A 17,841-nucleotide genomic window follows, 5' to 3' on the forward strand; every position below is an offset into this window, starting at 1 on the left:
CGCTCGCTTCTGGCCGCTGTCGTCACGATCTATCGGTTCGTGAAATTTGGCTTCCGCTTCTCGGCAAAGGCCGCCATGCCTTCCTTCTGGTCATCGAGCGCAAACAGCGAGTGAAACAGCCGGCGCTCGAACCGCAGCCCTTCGGCCAGTGTCGTTTCATAGGCGCGGTTGACGGCCTCTTTCGCCATCATCACCGACGGCAGCGAAAAATCAGCTATCTTGGCCGCCGCCTTCAACGCCTCCTCGAGCAGCTCGACGGCGGGCACCACACGCGACACCAGACCGCAACGCTCGGCTTCCGCCGCATCCATCATCCGTCCGGTCAGGCACATGTCCATCGCCTTCGATTTGCCGACGAAGCGGGTGAGGCGCTGCGATCCGCCCATGCCCGGCATGACGCCGAGTGTGATCTCGGGCTGGCCGAACTTGGCGTTGTCGGCGGCGATGATGAAATCGCACATCATCGCCAGTTCGCAGCCGCCGCCAAGCGCATAGCCGGCCACCGCCGCGATAACAGGCTTGCGCGCCCGGGTGAACTCTTCCCAGCCGACAAAGAAGTCCTGCACATAAGCGTCGACAAAGGAGATCGCCTGCATTTCCTTGATGTCCGCACCTGCCGCGAAGGCTTTTTCGGAGCCGGTGATGACCATCGCGCCGATGTCGGCATTCGCGCAGAAGCCATTCACGGCCGCGACCATTTCCGCTAGGACCTGGGAGTTCAGCGCATTGAGCGCCTTCGGCCGGTTCAGCGTGATCAGCCCGACCTTGCCGCGGGTTTCCACGATGATCGTTTCATAGGCCATGACTGTATCTCCTCAGTCGGTCATCTAACTTACATCTGGCGTCCAGCTCATACTCGGCATCTAGGTCACACCAGGCACCTAGCTCACCCGGCACCTAGCTCACAACTGACAGGTCCGGCAATAGAAGGTGGAACGCCCGCTTTGTACGATGCGCTCTATATGGCCGCCGCAGCCGTGCTTGGAGCAGGGTTCGCCCTCGCGATCGTAGACCGCGAACGAATGCTGGAAATATCCCAGTGACCCGTCGGTCTGCATATAGTCGCGCAACGACGATCCGCCGGCGGCGATCGCGTCGGCGATCACCGAGCGGATGGCTTCGGCCAGGGCGTCGCGCTGCTGTTTGGCCTTCTTTCCAGGTTTTGCTATGGTGCCCGCCTCGCGCAACGGCGACAGACCGGCGCGCCACAGGGCCTCCGACACATAGATATTGCCAAGCCCGGCGATCAGCCGCTGATCGAGAAGTGCTGCCTTCAGCGGCGACTTCCGGCCTTTCAGCAGCGAGGCGACCAACTCGCCGTCCAACGCATTGCCTGTCGGCTCGACGCCCAGCCCCGCGAGCATCGGATGCGTGTCGGGCGCCCCTTCGGAAAACAGCATGAAGCCGAAACGGCGCGGATCGTTGAAGGTCACGCGGGACCGGGCGCCTTCGGGAGAGACGATATGGAAGACGACATGGTCGTGTACCGCGCTTTTCGAGCGCTCGTGATAAAACGCACCCAACATTTCGCTGCTATCGGGCATTTCCCTGTCATCGGACGTTTCGATGCGGAACGAACCCGACATGCCGAGATGGCAGATCAGCACCGGACCGCCTTTCAGGTGCATCGTCAGGTATTTGGCCCGGCGGCCGAGCGCTGCAATTGTCTTGCCGGTCAGCCTCTCCAAGAATTTTTCGGGAAACGGAAAGCGCAGGTCGGGCCGGCGTGCCTCGACGCGGGAGATACGGGCGCCTTCCAGAACCGGCTGCAGGCCCCGCCGCACCGTTTCGACCTCAGGCAACTCAGGCATGGCCGCCTATCGATGCATAGAAGGAGGTGCCGTGACGGCCGCGTGCCAGCCCAAGATGCTCGGCGACGGTTTCACCGATGTCGGCGAACGTCGTTCTGAGCCCAATGTCGCCGCCAAAACCTGGTCCCGTGCCGATCACCGGAATGCGTTCGCGTGTATGATCGGTGCCGTGCCAGGTCGGATCGTTGCCATGGTCTGCCGTGAGGATGAGAAGGTCGCCTTGCCTCAGCCGTGCAAGCGCCTCCGGCAGCCGCCGGTCGAAGGCCTCGAGCGCGGCGGCATAGCCGGCAACATCGCGCCGATGGCCGAACTCTGTGTCGAAATCGACGAAATTGGCGAAGACGAGATCGCCGTCGCCCGCGTCAGCCATCGCGCCGAGCGCCTTGTCGAACATCGCCATGTTGCCGGCGGCCTTGCGCACTTCCGAAATGCCGCGATGGGCGAAGATGTCGCCGATCTTGCCGACCGCGATGACCCGGCTGCCGCGCGCCGTCAACCGGTCGAGCAGGGTCGGTTCAGGCGGCGGCACCGAATAGTCCCGGCGGTTGTGCGTCCGTTCGAAGCTGGCGGCGGTTTCCCCAATGAAGGGCCGCGCGATCACCCGTCCGATGTTCAGCGGATCGACCAGCCTGCGCACCACCTTGCAGAATTCGTAGAGCCGTTCCAGGCTGAAGTGAACTTCATGGGCGGCGATCTGCAGGACGGAGTCGACCGAAGTGTAGCAGATCGGCTTGCCGGTGCGGATATGCTCCTCCCCGAAACGCTCGATGATCTCGGTGCCCGGGGCATGGCAATTGCCGAGAATGCCCGGCACCTCTCCTTCGCGGATGATCGCTTCGGTCAGTTCGGCTGGAAAGGCGGGAACCGTGTCCGGGAAATAGCCCCAGTCGAAGCGAACCGGCAAGGCGGCGATTTCCCAATGGCCCGATGGCGTGTCCTTGCCGCTCGAAATCTCCTGCGCCGCGCCATGGAAGGCGGAGGCGAGATGGGCCTCGCCGCCGCTGTCGATGCTGAATCCTGTCGCGGTTTTCGCCGCGTGGCCCAGGCCGAGCGAGAGCATGTTGGGTACGAAAAGCGGGCCTTTGCGCAGCCCCTCGCGATCCGCCCGGCCTTCGGCGCAGGCTCTAGCGACGTGCCCGAACGTGTTGGAACCGGTGTCGCCATAGCGCTCAGCGTCGGCCGCGCCGCCGATGCCGAAGGAATCGAGAACAAAAAGGAAGGCGCGCGCCATTGCAGGGATTCATTATTATCGGTTGTCTGTCCGCCCAGACTAGGGGGCCGCGCCGCCATTGGCAATTCGGAAGCAGACGGCTTGGCGCGATAGTTGAGATGTGGCGAAATGCCGGCATCGGCGTGGATTGACGAAAACCAGCGGGGAACTCACATGAGGCATGCCTTGAAGGCCTCCGCAGCCATCATGACGCTGCCGGGTGCGGCCTGGTCAAACCCGATGCGCGCCGATTGGCGGGATGACATCGGCACGTTTCGTGTCGGCATCGTCGCCGAGCCCGGCGCCGGCAACACCGTTCCGGGTCTGGCGCTGTTGACGGACGCCTACACCAAGGCGCTCGGCATGAAGGTGGAGTTTGTCGTTTCCCGCGACTACGCGGCGCCGATCGAGGCGCATGCCAACGCCCACATCTAATATGCGGACTTTTCGGCGACCGCCTACGCCATCGCATCCGAACGTTGCGAATGCGCCGAGCCTCTTGTGGCGCCTGTCGATTCCGACAGCGTTATCGGCATCCGATCCGTCTTGCTGACGCGGGACGGCAAGGTCCCAGATCTGGCCGCGATGGAGGCACATCGGGGCGCCATGGTGCCTCCGGACAGTGTCGGCGGTTCTCTTTTGCCGCTTGCCGGGCTGGCCGCCGAAGGCGTCAAGATCGCCAAGGATGCGCCATTTCTGACGCACGCCAATTCGGCTGCGGCGGCTGAAACGATGCTGGTCGATGGCGAGGCCGATGCCATCTTCGGCTGATGCCGGCGGTGACCGATAGCCAGCCGGATGTTGCGGGCGGCACGGTCGCCAGGCTGGAAATGGCAGGGCTTTCGAAAGCAGCACTTCAGGTCGTGTGGACGTCCGGCCTGCTGCGGTATGGTCCCCATGCCGTCCGCAGCGATCTCGATCCCGAAGCCAAACGGCGGCTCACCGTGTTTCTCATCAAACTCAAATCGATGTCGCCGGATGTCTACGATCTTCTGGAATCGAAACATTCCGGCGGCTTCGCGGTCGCTGGCCCGAAGAATTACGCGATGGCTGCAGCCATCGTGCGCCTGGTGTCAGGTAACGGCCGATAGCAATGGCGGCCGGAGTCGGGCGCGGTCGTTTCAGCAGGTGCTGCAGGGAATCGTCGGGCTCCTGCGGGGCCTGAGATAATAGGTTTCGCCCATCGATATCGAGTCGAAAGCCGAACTCAATCCGAGCCGCTTCTCACTGTCCACCGACCAGGTGATGATCGGCTGGTATGCGAGATTACTTTCGACGCGAATAAGAAAGGTGCCCTTGATCTCGAGCGCCGGTGGAACCTTGGTGATGGAGTTTTTGGCGGTGGCGGCGCTGAAGGCGCTACCGACCATCTTGCGTGACCACACGACCAGCACCCTCGGCGTCGTTTCGTCCGTGACCTGTATTGCGGTGATGATGATTTCCGGGGTCGATCGGTTGTACGGCCGAAGGGTGGAGTTGCCGATCTGCATGATCGCATCGAGATCGGCTGCCGTGATGGTCTGCTGCTGGGTAACGAGATCCGCCACCATGCTGCCGATGCGACTGACCTTTTTGCTGGTTTCGATGGCTTGTGAGGCTTCCATGGTCATGAAGTACATGATCAGCAGGACGGGCACGATGAAGGCAAACTCAACGGCCGCGACACCGCGGCTATCGGAGCAGAACCGGATGGTTTTCGTGCATATCCCAGCGATCCTCATATGTGCCACCGCACGCCCCATGCCTCCGTCCTTTTCCCACCCACGCAACGGTGCGTTTTCAATTGTCGAACGGCTCGTTCTGCCAGGTCACCGATGCGAAATGCAGCGTGTTGCCGTCTTTCAGATTGGCCATCGACTTGGCCATGAAATCGGTCATGACGGGCCATTTGTAAAAAACCCGCAGCATGTTTATTGATTCAGCCAAGCCCGGGGATACCGTAAAAGCCGCGGGGTCCGTGCCGGTCAACACGATTTCGCGGTCTTGGATCTTGAAGCCCGCCTGGGCCGCGGCGGCGAAGGTCGGATACTCGCGCAGGTCCACCTCCAATCCCGGGCAGTCCTTGGCGACCATGATCTCCAGCCGGCTGCAGATCATCGTCTTCAGCGTGGCCTCGGTCACATCGGCCTGCCTTACCTGGCCCGTCCGTAGCTGGCGCGCGACATCGTCGGTGATGTTGGCCATCACCTCTTGCCCGGCAAATGAAATGCAGCTCTCCAGTATGGCAAAGATGAGGAGCGCAAATGGCACGGCAAGCATCGCGAACTCCAAAGCCGTGCTGCCGCGCCGGTCGCCAAGGAAGCGCGCGGAAAAGCCTGCTAGTCCTGCTCTGATCATGTCCCGTGTCTGCCGATCCTGAAGGGGTGTCGGAGGGAATATTAGCGGAAACCCATTGAAGTGCGGTTTGTACGATCGTTAAATTCGAGGGAGAGATTTTAACAGGCCGATAACCGAAGCGGCATTTCAGCGGGGTGAGAACAATCCGCTCGTTACCGGCCGGCGCTCATCTCGGCTTCCGAGGCCTTCTCCGCATCGCTTTTATACGAGCTTTCGCAATACGGCGTGCAGGACATGGTCTGTATTTCGGCACGCCGGTAGATGCGCACCGACGACGCGTCCTGTCGCACGACGGTGATCTGCTCGTCGACGATCGGACGGCCCTCTTGATCGAGGACGACGAGGTTGGTGACGCCGAAGCCTTTGCCCGTCAGCACGATCGTCGAAGCATCCTGCACGGAGGCGTCGGCGATCGCCGGGTTGCCGACAACGATCGTATCGGCGGCGCGCGACAGTTTGACGATCTTCGCCTGGTTCATCGTGACCTCGATGCCGGCGCCAGCCTTGACCGGCACAACTAAGGCCGTGGCGGCAAGGAGCGCGGCAATCGAAAAGGACGATCTCGGCCCGGTCATTGTAGCGCTCCACGGCGGCAAACTGCTCAACGGAACATGAACGAGATTGGTGAACCAACGGTTAAGCGGAGGAGTGCCGTGATGATGTCGGGATCGGAATCGTGATTGTCTGCAGCGGGCCGCCCCTTTCCCAAATCGCTAGACTGCGCATTTCGCGGCCCTTGACGTGCCTGTCGGGCCATAGCGTCACTTAGTTTACGGTTAACCACGCAATGTCATCGAAGCCGGAAAGGAATCGGTAAGGCTGTTTATTAAGCCGATCGAAAGAGCTTCTTCGTAGATTGGCAGTATCCGATCAGCCGCCAAGAGAAGTTGACGGAACTGCTGTAACACGTGGAGTAGGAGCTCTCGAATGTCTAATCTCATTGCACGTTTTGTGAAGGACGAATCCGGCGCGACCGCTATCGAATACGGTCTGATCGCCGCTCTCATCGCGCTCGCCATCATGGTCGGCGCCGGCTCGCTGGGCAACGCGCTGAACGCGAAGTTCAACGGGATCGCCACTACGCTCAACACCGCCGGCTAATAGCGTCTGGTCGTTTTTCGGATCAAGGGCCGCCTTATTGGCGGCCCTTGATCATTGTGTCAGCCGATTTTGAAATTTCGGCCTCATCAATCGTTAATCGGATATGTCTAGGCTGGGGCTAGGTACAGTGACCATAGGCCCGCGCAGATGCTTGAAGCCCTGATCTTCGTCGTCTTTCCGTTCTGCATGCTTTTCGCCGCGATCTCCGATATGCTGTCGATGACGATCGCTAATCGCGTGCCGGTGCTGCTTATGGCCGTCTTCGCCCTGGTCGCGCCGCTGACGGGAATGGACTGGGCAACCTATGGCTGGCATTTCGCCGCCGGTGGCCTGGTTCTCGCCGTGACCTTCGGTCTGTTCGCGCTCGGCGGCATGGGAGGCGGCGACGCCAAGCTGCTGGCCGCCACTGCGGTGTGGATGGGGCTCAATGTCCATCTCATCCAATATCTCGTGGTCTCGACATTCATCGGTGGCCTGCTGACGCTCGCAATCCTCGTCTATCGGAAATCGCCGCTTGCCGCCGTTACAAGCCATAATCCGTTTTTACGCCATTTCGCCGACGAGACATCAGGCGTTCCCTATGGCATCGCGCTTGGCATTGGCGGCCTGCTCACCTTTCCGAATTCGCCCTTGATGGCGTGGGCACTTGCAAGGCTGGCGGTCTGATTCTCGCCGCCAACATTTCTCGTCAGACCATGCCTACCATTCTTCGATTTGGCGTTGAAGCAGGCAGCTTGGCAGCCTTTTTTGCGGTACGGAGCGATGCCTCAAATTTATGTAAACGTTAAATTAATCACGATCGTAAGTATTAAATTAACCTTGTTTTGACGATTGCCGCTGCAAGGTCCGGCTTGGCTACGTGGTTTGCCAAGGCGAGGTTCGGACAGATGCCAGCATCCCGACTGATCATTCTAGGCGTGGCGGTGGCCGCGGCGGGTGGCGCAGGATATGTTGCAAAAAACATGGTGGCGGCTCCGCCGCCTCAAATCGTCGATTCCGGCCCCGTGGCGCCGGCAATCGCGCTGCAGGACGTGCTTGTCCTGACAGGCGACGTTCCGATGGGCAGCCCGCTCGAGAACAACATCAGCTGGCAGTCCTGGCCGGCCGACGGCGTCAACGCAAATTTCATCACCCGCGCCGCGGAGCCCGATGCGCTTGAGAAGCTGAAAGGCGGCGTCGCCCGTGTCGCGATGTATGCCGGCGAGCCGCTGCGGCGGTCCAAGCTGATCGGCGAGGGACAGAGCTTCATGTCGTCGATCCTGCCCTCCGGCATGCGTGCCGTCGCCACAGCCGTATCGGCCGACACTTCGGCCGGCGGCTTCATTCTTCCCAATGATTTCGTCGATGTCATCATGACCCGCAGAGCCGATGCCGCGGGCGGCGGCAGCGGTTTTACGACCGAAACCATCCTCAAGAACATTCGCGTCCTGGCAATCGACCAGACCATCCAGGAGGACGAGGAAGGCAAGAGGACCAGGGTCGGCCAAACCGCGACACTGGAACTGACATCGCAGCAGGCGGAAATCATCACCGTCGCTCAGCAAATGGCGGATCGCCTGACATTGGCGCTGCGGTCGATCAGCGACACCCATGAGAAGAATCTGGGCGAGGCCGATTATCTCGTTTCCGGCAATGGGCGGCGCGGAACAGTACGATTGATCAAGTCAGGCGAAGTTTCCGAAGTGGGGGCAAGGCAATGAGGCTAAACGCTAGACTGCCGGTCGCCCTGGCTGCGGCTATCGGCCTGTTCCTCCTTGGGACGAATGCGCAAGGCCCCGTCGAGGCGAATGCGGCAGGCAGGAAAGCCGAGGTGTCGGCTACGACAGCCACCCAGCGCGTCAAGCTCGGCCTCAACAAATCGGTGGTCATCGACCTGCCGAGCGATGCCTATGATATTCTCGTCGCCAACCCGGCGGTCGCCGATGCGGTGACCCGCACCGCCAGGCGCATCTATCTGTTCGGAAAGGCGGTGGGCGACACCAACATCTTCGTCTTCGGCCCCAATGGCGAACAGATCGTCAGCCTGGATCTGGCAGTCGAACGCGACGTCGCCGGATTGGAAGACTATATCAGGCGCTTCATCCCATCATCGACCATCACTGTCGAACTGCTGAACGACAACGTCGTCCTCACCGGAACCGTGGACACTCCCCTGGATGCCAAGCGCGCGGTCGATCTGGCCACCATCTTCGTGTCCGGCGGTGAAGCGACCACGGGACAATATTCGCAGACCGCCTCTGGCGGCTCGGCCGAAGCCGGTGTCGACATCGACAATCCGGATTCCGAGCGTCGTGTCAGCAAGATCGTCAACCTCTTGCAGATCATCGGTGACGACCAGGTGACGCTAAAGGTGACGGTCGCGGAAGTCAGCCGCTCGGTGATGAAGCAGCTTGGCGTCAATCTGATCGGAAACGGCGACAGCAATGGCATCAGTTGGAGCGCATTGACCAGCCCCGCATACGGACTGGGAAAACCCCTGTCGCAATTTTCGGGACTGTCAATCGGCACCTCGGCGCTTCAAGCGTACATCAACGCCATGGAGCAAAGCGGTGTCATGAAGACGCTGGCCGAACCGACACTGACTGCGGTCTCGGGCGAGAAAGCGACGTTCAAAGTCGGCGGTGAATTCAATCTAATCACAAGCCGAACGAACAACGTTTCAAGCGACAATCAAACGGGCCAGGTTACCTACACTAACGAAAAGCTCGAATATGGAATTGGCCTCGAATTCCAGCCTGTCGTGCTCTCGGCCGGCCGCATCAGCCTTAAAGTGAGGACGTCGGTTTCGGAGCCTACGATGGAAGGCGCCACAGTGCTCGAAGCGGCCGGTGATTTGCCCGGCACCACTTTGCTGTCGATCCGCAAGCGGCTGGCCGACACCACCGTTGAACTGCCTTCCGGAGGTTCGATGATGATCGCAGGCTTGGTTCGGGACGACATCCGGCAGGCGGTCGCCGGGCTGCCCGGGCTGACCAAGATCCCAGTGCTTGGCACGCTGTTCCGTAGCCGAGACTTCGTCCGCAACGAGACTGAGCTCGTCATCATCATCACGCCCTACCTGGTGAAGCCGGTGACGCGCAACGCTCTTGCCAAGCCGGACGACAATTTCAACGCCGCCAGCGATGGCGCCGGCATGTTCCTTGGCCGTGTCAATCGCGTCTACGGCACCATGCAGACCGACAAGCCCAACGGCCGTTACCACGGCGTTGTCGGCTTCATCTACAAATAAGCGGGGAAGCGGACATGTCTCAGTCAGCGTTGAAGGCAAGGACGAACACCGCAGTGATGCGGTCCGGCCGTTCGCGTATCTACAGGCCAGCCATTCCGGTCCTGACGGTTGCGGTCGCGGCATTGCTGGCGGGCTGCGCCGATCTCAAGCGGGACAGCATCACGGTCGGCGCTGTTCCGGACGATTATCGCACCACCCATCCGATCGTAATTGCTGAGAAGAACCTGAAGATCGACCTTCCGGTCGGCGCCGGCGATCGCGGCATGACCGGCTCTCAGCGCGACACCCTTCTGGGCTTCCTGGATGGCTACGACAAGAGCGCCGCTCCGACCCTGACGATCTCGATCCCGCGCGGTTCGGCCAACGAGATCGCCGCGACCGCGGCCGGTCGCGATTTCGCCAGACTTGCGATTGCCAGCGGCATCAGCCGGAACCGGATCGTCATGACCACCTACCAGTCGGTTTCGGCCGAAGCGTCCGCGCCGATCCGCGTCGCCTATGTCTCGGTGAAGGCGCAGACCGACAGATGCGGACGCTGGCCCGAAGACCTGCTGCAGACATCGGAAAACAAGCACTACGCCGATTTCGGCTGCTCGTATCAGAACAATCTTGCTGCCCAGATGGCTAATCCGGCCGATCTGATCGGGCCGCGCAAGCAATCCGATATCGACGCGGAAAATCGCGGCGCGGTGATCGACGTCTACCGCCAGAGAGGCATTTCGGAAGAGTTCTTCGGCAATTCGGAAGTTGAGTATTGAGCTTGAGCCGCGCAAGTCACGGAAAGAAATGACGATGAGCAATCTTGCCTACGACACTCCTGTAGATGGCGGCGAAACCTCGCAGCAGGACATCGCCGCCATGCAGGCGTTGCGGCCGATTCCGCGCATTTCGATTCAGGCATTTTGCGAGACCGAGGGCGTTGCCAACCCGGTCGAGCGCGCCGGCGAGGATCGTCGCATGGCGAAGGCCCATCTGAAGGTCCATATGGGCGGCATCGCCACCGCCATCGAATTCTACCAATCGGCGCCGACACCGAACCTGATCCTGCTGGAATCGCGCAGCGAGCCGACGCAATTGCTCGAGCAGCTCACGCAGCTCTCGGAATATTGCGATCCGACCTCGAAGGTCGTGGTCATCGGCCACTACAATGACGTCGGGCTTTATCGCGAGCTCATCCGCTCCGGCATTTCCGAATATGTCATCGCGCCGGTGTCGATGGCCGATATCGTCAGCGTGATATCGACGATTTTCGTTGATCCGGAAGCCGAGCCGATCGGCCGCTCGATCGCCTTCATCGGCGCCAAGGGTGGCGTCGGCTCCTCGACCATTGCCCACAATGTGGCTTGGGCGATGTCGTCGCTGTTCAAGTCCGAAGTGGTTGTCGCCGATCTCGACCTCGCTTTCGGAACGGCCAACATCAATTTCGATCAGGATCCCGCGCAAGGCATTGCCGAAGCCGTTTTCTCACCGGAGCGCCTCGACGAGGTCTATCTTGATCGGCTGCTTGCCCAGTGCGCCCAGCATCTGTCGCTGCTTGCAGCGCCTTCAACGCTCGAGCGGGTCTATGATTTCGATCCCGACGCTTTCACGCAGCTTATCGACACGGCGCAGCGCAGCGTGCCGCTTCTGGTGCTCGATGTTCCGCACGTCTGGACGGGATGGACCAAGAACATACTGGTCAAGGCCGATGAGATCGTGATCACGGCGACGCCGGAGCTGGCCAATCTGCGCAACACCAAGAATCTGGTCGACATGTTCAAACGGCTTCGCCCGAACGATCCCCCGCCGAAGCTGATCATCAATCAGGCCGGCGTGCCAAAGCGTCCGGAGATTTCGTCATCCGACTTCGCCGATTCGCTCGGCCTGTCGCCGATGTCGGTCATTGCTTTCGAACCGCTGCTGTTCGGAAACGCCGCCAACAACGGGCGCATGCTCGGCGAAATGGATGCCAAGAACCCGGTTGTCGGCACGGTCAACGAGATTGCGCATGTGCTGACCGGGCGCAGCGAAATCAAGGCAAGAAAGAAAGCGGGCCTCGGCAATTTCCTTGGCAAGCTCTCGCGCAGCAAGAAGTGATGCTTCCGGAGCGGAATTGGTAATCGATCATGTTTGGTAAAAGAGGCAGCGACGACGGCAGCCGGTTCACCCCGGAATTCCGTCAGCCGGCACCTGCGCCTGCCGCGCCGGCGGCAAACCCTGCGGAAACGGCGGTTCTTGGCAAGCCCGCACTGCCGCCGTCGCTTGGCGCGTCTGCCGCGCTGCCGCCCGTGCGCCGTGCGGTCGAGGCGCCGCCATTGGCGCCGGAGCCGAAAAAGGTTCAGCGCCAAAAGAGCGAAACCTACTACGACACCAAGAGCCAGGTCTTTGCCGCGCTCATCGACACCATCGACCTGTCGCAGCTCGCCAAGCTCGATTCCGAAAGCGCACGCGAGGAAATCCGCGACATCGTCAACGACATCATCGCGATCAAGAATTTCGCGATGTCGATTGCCGAGCAGGAAGAACTGCTCGAGGACATCTGCAATGACGTGCTGGGTTACGGGCCGCTGGAGCCATTGCTCGCTCGCGACGACATCGCCGACATCATGGTCAACGGTTCCAAGAACGTCTACATCGAGGTCAACGGCAAGGTTGAGCAGACCGGCATTCGTTTCCGCGACAACCAGCAGCTCCTCAACATCTGTCAGCGCATCGTCAGCCAGGTTGGCCGCCGCGTCGATGAATCGAGCCCGATCTGCGACGCGCGTCTTCCCGATGGTTCCCGCGTCAACGTCATCGCGCCGCCGCTCGCCATCGACGGCACAGCGCTCACCATCCGCAAGTTCAAGAAGGACAAGCTGACGCTCGATCAGCTGGTCAAGTTCGGCGCCATTTCGCCGCACGGCGCCGAGATTCTCAAGATTATCGGCCGCGTCCGCTGCAACATCGTCATTTCAGGCGGCACAGGCTCGGGCAAGACGACGCTGCTCAACTGCCTGACCAACTATATCGACCGCGAGGAGCGCGTCATCACCTGCGAGGACTCGGCCGAGCTGCAACTGCAGCAGCCGCATGTCGTGCGTCTGGAAACCCGCCCGCCCAACCTCGAGGGCGAGGGCGAGGTGACGATGCGCGACCTGGTCAAGAACTGCCTGCGCATGCGGCCCGAGCGCATCATCGTCGGCGAAGTGCGCGGACCTGAAGTGTTCGATCTTCTGCAGGCGATGAACACCGGCCATGACGGCTCGATGGGCACGATCCACTCGAACAGCCCGCGCGAATGCCTGAACCGTATCGAATCGATGATCGCTATGGGCGGCTACACGCTGCCGCAGAAAACCGTGCGTGAGATCGTGGTTGGTTCGGTGGACGTGATCATCCAGGCTGCACGCCTGCGCGACGGATCACGTCGCATCACCCACATCACCGAGGTGATTGGAATGGAGGGCGACGTCATCATCACGCAGGACATCGTTCTCTACAACATAAAGGGCGAAGACGCGAACGGCAGGCTGCTGGGTGAGCACGTGTCGACCGGTATTGGTCGACCGCACTTCTGGGAGCGCGCCCGCTATTATGGCGAGGAACAGCGCCTCGCCAATGCGCTCGAGGCCATGGAGAAACGCGCTGACTGATGTGCCTGGAAGCGTAGGGGCCGGAATCGATGTTCGGAATTGACGGCACGGTATTGGCATTCATCATGCTCGCCGGCTTTAGCGCCGGCGCGGTCGCCTATGCTTTTCTGTTCAATCGGATCAGCACCGAGAAGCAAGTCGGCAGGCGGCTTGAAACGATCAAGACCGCCGAGACGGATGGTGCCGTCGTCAAGGCCTCGCGCGATCGCATGGCGGAAGCGGCCAAGCGGCGAAAATCGGTCCAGGATTCGCTGAAGGATCTCGAACAGAAGCAAAAAACCAACCAGAGCATCGTCAAAAAGCCGCCACTGAAGGCTCAGATCCGTCAGGCAGGCATGAAGTTCTCACTTGAGCGCTTCTATCTCTACTCGGCGGTTTGTGGCGTCGCCCTGACGTTTCTTGCCTATTTCATCGACGCGCCGTTGTTTGTCTTGCCGGGTGCGCTTCTGGTCGGTGCTCTCGGCCTGCCACGCTGGTTCGTCTCGTTTTGCCGCGCCCGCCGGGTCAAGGCGTTCCTCAACGAATTTCCGAACGCGCTCGACATCATCGTGCGTGCGGTCAAATCCGGTCTGCCGCTGAACGACGCCGTCCGCCTGATCGCCAACGAATCCCCTGAACCGGTCAAGACCGAGTTCCGCCGCATCGTCGATTCGCAGCAGATGGGCCTGTCGATCCCCGACGCCAGCATGCGCATGGCTGAGACAATGCCGTGCACGGAAGCGAGCTTCTTCGGCATCGTCATCCAGATCCAGTCCCAGGCCGGCGGCAATCTTTCCGAGGCGCTGGGCAATCTTTCGCGCGTGCTTCGCGACCGCAAGAAAATGAAGGCCAAGGTCCAGGCGCTGTCTATGGAAGCGAAGGCGTCCGCCGTGATCATCGGCGCGTTGCCTTTCGTCGTCGCCTTTCTCGTCTACCTGACAAGCCCGAACTACATCATGCCTCTGTTTACCACCAACGCCGGCAATCTGATCCTCGGCTGCTCGGCGGTCTGGATGGGGATCGGCATCCTGGTGATGCGCAAGATGATGAACTTCGAAGTTTAGGATTTCGAGCGCATGACTGAGAACGTCGTCAAAACCCTTACCGATCCGGCGTTTCTGATTGCCTTGCTGGTTGGCATCGCGGTGTTTGCGACCGTCTTTACGCTGCTGCCTGCCTTTGGCGGAAACCAGCTCAAGGCGCGCATGAAATCCGTGGCGCTGGAGCGCGACGAATTGCGCGCCAAGCAGCGTGCGCGGCTTGCGATCGAGGCCGATCGCCGCCGCAAGGGCCTGCGCGAGGAACAGTCTATCGGCATGCGCAACATTGTCGACCGGCTGGACCTGAGGCGCGCCCTGGCCGATGAAGGCACCTTGCAGAAACTCAAGGTGGCGGGCTTTCGCGGGCAGAATCCGCTGACGCGGTTTCTTTTCTTCCGTCTGGTCCTGCCCTTTGTCGGGTTTGCGCTGGCCGCGATGTATCTGTTCGTGCTCGGGGGGTTGCCGGAGCAGCCGCCTCTCATCAAATTGTTCGTCTGTATCGTCGTCGCCTATGCGGGTTTTTACGCGCCGGTGCTCTATGTCAACAACCGCGCCACCAAACGCAAGCAGTCGATCCAGATGGCGTGGCCGGACGCACTCGATCTGATGCTGATCTGCGTCGAATCCGGCATGTCCGTGGAGGCGGCGTTTCGTAAGGTCGCGGACGAGATCGGCGCGCAATCGGTGGCACTTGCCGAAGAGTTCATCCTGACCAATGCCGAGCTTTCCTACTTGCAGGAACGCAAGCAGGCTTACGAAAACCTTGCAGGCCGCACCGGCCTGGAGTCGGTCAAGTCGGTGTCGCAGGCGCTGGTGCAGGCCGAGCGCTACGGCACGCCGGTGGCGCATGCGCTGCGCGTGCTTGCCGGCGAAAGCCGCGACATGCGCATGAACGCCGCCGAGAAGAAAGCCGCGGCTTTGCCGCCGAAGCTCACCGTGCCGATGATCCTGTTCTTCCTGCCGGTGCTGTTTGCCATCATTCTAGGCCCCGCCGGCATCCAGGTGAGCCAGCGCGGCATCTTCGGCGACCAGCCGACGTCGAGCAGCCAATAGCCTCGCCAAGGCGACAACACATGCGAAAGCCGCGGTGCTGATGCAACGCGGCTTTGTATTTCAAGCATATCGAGAGCTGAGGGAACTGGCAGGTTTGAGCAAAGCCGGCGTGGTCAATTGGTGGCAGGCTTTGCCTTGTCTTGGTCCTTGAGCTGGCTCCAGGCGTTCTGCTGGGCGAGCATCTGGCGAAGGTAAGTCACGTTCGCCTGCGCCTGTTCGGCCGAAAGCTCCTGGGAGGCGATCTTCTCGGCTTCGTCGAAGCGGCCCTGCAGGCCGACGACCAACGCCAGGTTCTGGCGGACGCGGCTGTCGGCGTTCGGCTGCTGGGCGGCCGAGCGCATATAGGTTTCGGCAGTGCGCAGATCACCTTCCAGCACATAGGACATGCCGAGATTTGAAAGGATTGAAGGTTCGTTCGGCTTGAGGTCAAGCGCCTTGCGGTAATTCTGGCGCGCCTCGTCTCTCTGGCCAAGCTGGTCGAGAATCGCGGCTTCCGCCGATACCAGCTTCCAGTCGGGATATTCCGGTGTCTGCGCGCGGCGCACCGCGTCGAGCGCCGGCTCGAACTGCCCGTTGGCGGCCAGTGCCTTGCCATAGGCGGCGAGCACGTCGCGGTCCTTCGGCAGGGCGATCGCCAGTTTGCGCATCACCGCGAGCGATTGGTCGACGTCGCCATCCATTTGCAGCGCCGCGGCATAATTCGTCGCGATCCGCTTGTCGTTGGGGTTTTTGGCGTAGGACTGACCGAGCGCGATCGTCGCCTTGTGCAGCTCGCCGGCCGACATGGTTTCCAGTGGTTTTCCGCTGGTGCGTCCGATCGAGCCGGTCGTCAGCTTGCTGGTCCCGCAGCCTGCAACGCTTGCAGCGAGCGCTATTATGAACGCCGTGGTTATCAGCCGCTTCCCCGTGGCGTTCGTCATGCGGTTGGTCGGCATCTGCACCAGGGCCTCCATTCGTAAACGTGGCCGTTACGTGGCCATCTTCCCTCCCGCAGAAATATTCTGTTAACCCTAACGGACAGTTAAAAAGCGCCGACTCGGAAGCCGGAGACCATCGAATGCCAGTCGAACTCATCGGGAGAAAACTGAAGACCGCGCTGCCGGTTCACCTGGTGGCGAAGGATAGGCTGGATGCAGCGGATTTTGCCTCGTCCACGCTCGCCTGGGCCAAGGCCAACGGCTTTTCCGGTGAGGCCGGCAGGACGCTGCTCATACCCGGCGAAAACGGCGCGCTTGCCGGAGCACTGTTCGGCACGGGCGATGGCGAAGGCGCGCTTGCCATCGGCGGGCTGGCGAGAGCCTTGCCCGAAGGCGACTGGCATTTCGCCTCGGCACCCGCCGAACCGGAACTGGCGTCCATTGCACTGGCGCTCGGCGGCTATGTCTTCACCCGCTACGGCAAAAAGCCCGGCAAGGCGCTGCGTTTTTCGCTGCCGTCCGGCGCCGACGCGGCGCGTGTTCGCCGCATCGCCGATGGCGTCTTCCTGACGCGCGATCTGGTCAACACGCCGACCAGCGACATGGGACCGGACGAGCTGGAGAAGGCGGTTCGGACGCTGGCCGGGAGGCACAAGGCCGAAATGTCGGTGACCAAGGGCGACGAGCTGCTCAAGAAGAATTTCCCGATGATCCATGCGGTCGGCCGCGCATCGGTCGGCGCGCCGCGTCTGATTGACATGATTTGGGGGCCGAAGAACGCCCCGAAGGTGACGCTGGTCGGCAAGGGCGTCTGCTTCGACACCGGTGGTCTCGACATCAAGCCGTCCTCGGGCATGCTCTTGATGAAGAAGGATATGGGTGGCGCCGCCAACGTCCTGGGGCTCGCCTCAATGATCATGGCCGCCGGGCTGAAGATCCGGCTGCGTGTGCTGATCCCCGCCGTCGAGAATTCGATTGCCGGCAACGCCTTCCGGCCTGGCGACGTGCTGGTGAGCCGCAAGGGCATCACCGTCGAGATCGGCAACACCGATGCCGAGGGACGGCTGGTGCTGGCGGATGCCTTGGCGCTGGCCGACGACGACGAGCCGCAACTGCTGATCGACATGGCGACCTTGACGGGGGCTGCTCGCGTCGCGCTCGGCCCCGACCTGCCGCCTTTCTACACCGGCGATGAAGCGCTGGCGTCCGAACTGGCGACTGCGTCCGCCGCGGTCGAGGATCCGCTATGGCGCATGCCGTTGTGGAAGCCCTATGACGCAAAGCTGTCGTCGAAGATCGCCGACATCAACAACGTCACGTCAGACGGTTTCGCCGGCTCGATCACCGCAGCGCTGTTCCTCAAGCGCTTCGTCGAGAAGACCGCCGCCTGGGCGCATTTCGACATCTTCGCCTGGAACCCATCCGATCGTCCGTATGGTCTCGCCGGCGGCGAGGCGCAAGGCATCCGAGCGCTGGAAAGGGTTATCTCGAAACGCCACGCCTGACGGTTCCGGTCCTACAGGAAGGTCTCAAGACTGAAACGGAACCGA

At 61.4% G+C, this 17,841-nt stretch carries 17 protein-coding genes and 1 pseudogene; 11 read left to right on the forward strand and 7 right to left on the reverse strand.

Annotated elements, in window-relative coordinates; all coding sequences use genetic code 11:
* Positions 1 to 29: 29 nt before the first annotated feature.
* The 3 genes from ACWTU8_RS21490 to ACWTU8_RS21500 all read right to left on the reverse strand — a co-directional run bounded on the left by ACWTU8_RS21490 (position 30) and on the right by ACWTU8_RS21500 (position 3,042).
* Entirely contained in the window at positions 30 to 803 is a 774-nt protein-coding gene (locus ACWTU8_RS21490) for an enoyl-CoA hydratase (RefSeq protein WP_127211873.1), read from the reverse strand.
* 99 nt (positions 804 to 902) lie between these two features.
* Positions 903 to 1,811: a bifunctional DNA-formamidopyrimidine glycosylase/DNA-(apurinic or apyrimidinic site) lyase gene (mutM, locus tag ACWTU8_RS21495; protein ID WP_455849751.1), complete on the reverse strand. Its 909-nt coding sequence runs from the start codon at positions 1,809 to 1,811 to the stop codon at positions 903 to 905.
* On the reverse strand, positions 1,804 to 3,042 hold the full coding sequence (locus ACWTU8_RS21500) for a phosphopentomutase (RefSeq protein ID WP_455849752.1): 1,239 nt from the start codon (positions 3,040 to 3,042) through the stop codon (positions 1,804 to 1,806). The genes mutM and ACWTU8_RS21500 overlap by 8 nt, the downstream gene beginning before the upstream one ends.
* Before the next feature lie 153 nt (positions 3,043 to 3,195).
* Here ACWTU8_RS21500 and ACWTU8_RS21505 point away from each other — a divergent pair.
* Positions 3,196 to 4,191 (forward strand): annotated as a pseudogene (locus ACWTU8_RS21505) (phosphate/phosphite/phosphonate ABC transporter substrate-binding protein).
* On the opposite strand, the gene ACWTU8_RS21510 reads toward ACWTU8_RS21505, so the two are convergent.
* From ACWTU8_RS21510 to ACWTU8_RS21520, 3 genes are all read right to left on the reverse strand, one after another.
* A complete protein-coding gene (locus ACWTU8_RS21510; protein ID WP_455849753.1) occupies positions 4,143 to 4,763 on the reverse strand; it encodes a TadE/TadG family type IV pilus assembly protein in 621 nt (206 codons plus the stop codon). The pseudogene ACWTU8_RS21505 and the gene ACWTU8_RS21510 sit on opposite strands and share 49 nt — an antisense overlap.
* Positions 4,764 to 4,800: 37 nt before the next feature.
* On the reverse strand, positions 4,801 to 5,358 hold the full coding sequence (locus ACWTU8_RS21515; protein ID WP_095517024.1) for a TadE/TadG family type IV pilus assembly protein: 558 nt from the start codon (positions 5,356 to 5,358) through the stop codon (positions 4,801 to 4,803).
* A gap of 152 nt (positions 5,359 to 5,510) precedes the next feature.
* Positions 5,511 to 5,933 (reverse strand): pilus assembly protein N-terminal domain-containing protein, encoded by a 423-nt coding sequence (locus tag ACWTU8_RS21520; protein ID WP_455849754.1) that lies wholly within the window; start codon positions 5,931 to 5,933, stop codon positions 5,511 to 5,513.
* A 352-nt stretch (positions 5,934 to 6,285) separates the two neighbouring features.
* On the opposite strand from ACWTU8_RS21520, the gene ACWTU8_RS21525 reads away from it, so the two are divergent.
* From ACWTU8_RS21525 to ACWTU8_RS21565, 9 genes are all read left to right on the forward strand, one after another.
* A complete protein-coding gene (locus tag ACWTU8_RS21525) occupies positions 6,286 to 6,459 on the forward strand; it encodes a Flp family type IVb pilin (RefSeq protein WP_029356905.1) in 174 nt (57 codons plus the stop codon).
* A 147-nt stretch (positions 6,460 to 6,606) separates the two neighbouring features.
* Positions 6,607 to 7,125, forward strand: a complete 519-nt coding sequence (locus ACWTU8_RS21530) for an A24 family peptidase (RefSeq protein ID WP_095517026.1) — start codon at positions 6,607 to 6,609, stop codon at positions 7,123 to 7,125.
* Positions 7,126 to 7,346: 221 nt separating this feature from the next.
* Positions 7,347 to 8,159, forward strand: coding sequence for a Flp pilus assembly protein CpaB (cpaB, locus tag ACWTU8_RS21535; RefSeq protein WP_455849755.1), 813 nt, complete (start codon positions 7,347 to 7,349; stop codon positions 8,157 to 8,159).
* A complete protein-coding gene (locus tag ACWTU8_RS21540; RefSeq protein ID WP_095517027.1) occupies positions 8,156 to 9,688 on the forward strand; it encodes a type II and III secretion system protein family protein in 1,533 nt (510 codons plus the stop codon). Before cpaB ends, ACWTU8_RS21540 begins: the two co-directional genes overlap by 4 nt.
* Before the next feature lie 14 nt (positions 9,689 to 9,702).
* A complete protein-coding gene (locus tag ACWTU8_RS21545) occupies positions 9,703 to 10,446 on the forward strand; it encodes a CpaD family pilus assembly protein (RefSeq protein ID WP_455849756.1) in 744 nt (247 codons plus the stop codon).
* A gap of 34 nt (positions 10,447 to 10,480) precedes the next feature.
* Positions 10,481 to 11,764, forward strand: a complete 1,284-nt coding sequence (locus ACWTU8_RS21550) for an AAA family ATPase (RefSeq protein WP_029356896.1) — start codon at positions 10,481 to 10,483, stop codon at positions 11,762 to 11,764.
* A gap of 29 nt (positions 11,765 to 11,793) precedes the next feature.
* Positions 11,794 to 13,302, forward strand: a complete 1,509-nt coding sequence (locus ACWTU8_RS21555) for a CpaF family protein (protein ID WP_455849757.1) — start codon at positions 11,794 to 11,796, stop codon at positions 13,300 to 13,302.
* 29 nt (positions 13,303 to 13,331) lie between these two features.
* The gene (locus ACWTU8_RS21560) at positions 13,332 to 14,345 is read left to right on the forward strand and encodes a type II secretion system F family protein (RefSeq protein ID WP_455849758.1); all 1,014 of its coding nucleotides are present in this window, start codon (positions 13,332 to 13,334) and stop codon (positions 14,343 to 14,345) included.
* 12 nt (positions 14,346 to 14,357) lie between these two features.
* Positions 14,358 to 15,374 (forward strand): type II secretion system F family protein, encoded by a 1,017-nt coding sequence (locus ACWTU8_RS21565; RefSeq protein WP_455849759.1) that lies wholly within the window; start codon positions 14,358 to 14,360, stop codon positions 15,372 to 15,374.
* A gap of 113 nt (positions 15,375 to 15,487) precedes the next feature.
* On the opposite strand, the gene ACWTU8_RS21570 is transcribed toward ACWTU8_RS21565, so the two are convergent.
* Positions 15,488 to 16,309 carry a tetratricopeptide repeat protein gene (locus tag ACWTU8_RS21570; RefSeq protein WP_095517160.1) on the reverse strand — a complete coding sequence of 274 codons (822 nt, stop codon included), beginning with the start codon at positions 16,307 to 16,309 and terminating at the stop codon, positions 15,488 to 15,490.
* 122 nt (positions 16,310 to 16,431) lie between these two features.
* Here ACWTU8_RS21570 and ACWTU8_RS21575 point away from each other — a divergent pair, with 122 nt between their 5' ends.
* Entirely contained in the window at positions 16,432 to 17,796 is a 1,365-nt protein-coding gene (locus ACWTU8_RS21575) for a leucyl aminopeptidase family protein (RefSeq protein ID WP_455849760.1), read from the forward strand.
* Positions 17,797 to 17,841: the final 45 nt, after the last annotated feature.

The sequence above is a fragment of the Mesorhizobium sp. BHbdii genome (genome assembly GCF_053848045.1).

What these genes read in the sequence shown, in the direction of transcription:
- ACWTU8_RS21490 (WP_127211873.1), bottom strand. Translation starts at nt 803, where the DNA reads ATGGCCTATGAAACGATCATCGTGGAAACCCGCGGCAAGGTCGGGCTG.
- mutM (WP_455849751.1), bottom strand. Translation starts at nt 1,811, where the DNA reads ATGCCTGAGTTGCCTGAGGTCGAAACGGTGCGGCGGGGCCTGCAGCCG.
- ACWTU8_RS21500 (WP_455849752.1), bottom strand. Translation starts at nt 3,042, where the DNA reads ATGGCGCGCGCCTTCCTTTTTGTTCTCGATTCCTTCGGCATCGGCGGC.
- ACWTU8_RS21510 (WP_455849753.1), bottom strand. Translation starts at nt 4,763, where the DNA reads ATGGGGCGTGCGGTGGCACATATGAGGATCGCTGGGATATGCACGAAA.
- ACWTU8_RS21515 (WP_095517024.1), bottom strand. Translation starts at nt 5,358, where the DNA reads ATGATCAGAGCAGGACTAGCAGGCTTTTCCGCGCGCTTCCTTGGCGAC.
- ACWTU8_RS21520 (WP_455849754.1), bottom strand. Translation starts at nt 5,933, where the DNA reads ATGACCGGGCCGAGATCGTCCTTTTCGATTGCCGCGCTCCTTGCCGCC.
- ACWTU8_RS21525 (WP_029356905.1), top strand. Translation starts at nt 6,286, where the DNA reads ATGTCTAATCTCATTGCACGTTTTGTGAAGGACGAATCCGGCGCGACC.
- ACWTU8_RS21530 (WP_095517026.1), top strand. Translation starts at nt 6,607, where the DNA reads ATGCTTGAAGCCCTGATCTTCGTCGTCTTTCCGTTCTGCATGCTTTTC.
- cpaB (WP_455849755.1), top strand. Translation starts at nt 7,347, where the DNA reads ATGCCAGCATCCCGACTGATCATTCTAGGCGTGGCGGTGGCCGCGGCG.
- ACWTU8_RS21540 (WP_095517027.1), top strand. Translation starts at nt 8,156, where the DNA reads ATGAGGCTAAACGCTAGACTGCCGGTCGCCCTGGCTGCGGCTATCGGC.
- ACWTU8_RS21545 (WP_455849756.1), top strand. Translation starts at nt 9,703, where the DNA reads ATGTCTCAGTCAGCGTTGAAGGCAAGGACGAACACCGCAGTGATGCGG.
- ACWTU8_RS21550 (WP_029356896.1), top strand. Translation starts at nt 10,481, where the DNA reads ATGAGCAATCTTGCCTACGACACTCCTGTAGATGGCGGCGAAACCTCG.
- ACWTU8_RS21555 (WP_455849757.1), top strand. Translation starts at nt 11,794, where the DNA reads ATGTTTGGTAAAAGAGGCAGCGACGACGGCAGCCGGTTCACCCCGGAA.
- ACWTU8_RS21560 (WP_455849758.1), top strand. Translation starts at nt 13,332, where the DNA reads ATGTTCGGAATTGACGGCACGGTATTGGCATTCATCATGCTCGCCGGC.
- ACWTU8_RS21565 (WP_455849759.1), top strand. Translation starts at nt 14,358, where the DNA reads ATGACTGAGAACGTCGTCAAAACCCTTACCGATCCGGCGTTTCTGATT.
- ACWTU8_RS21570 (WP_095517160.1), bottom strand. Translation starts at nt 16,309, where the DNA reads ATGCCGACCAACCGCATGACGAACGCCACGGGGAAGCGGCTGATAACC.
- ACWTU8_RS21575 (WP_455849760.1), top strand. Translation starts at nt 16,432, where the DNA reads ATGCCAGTCGAACTCATCGGGAGAAAACTGAAGACCGCGCTGCCGGTT.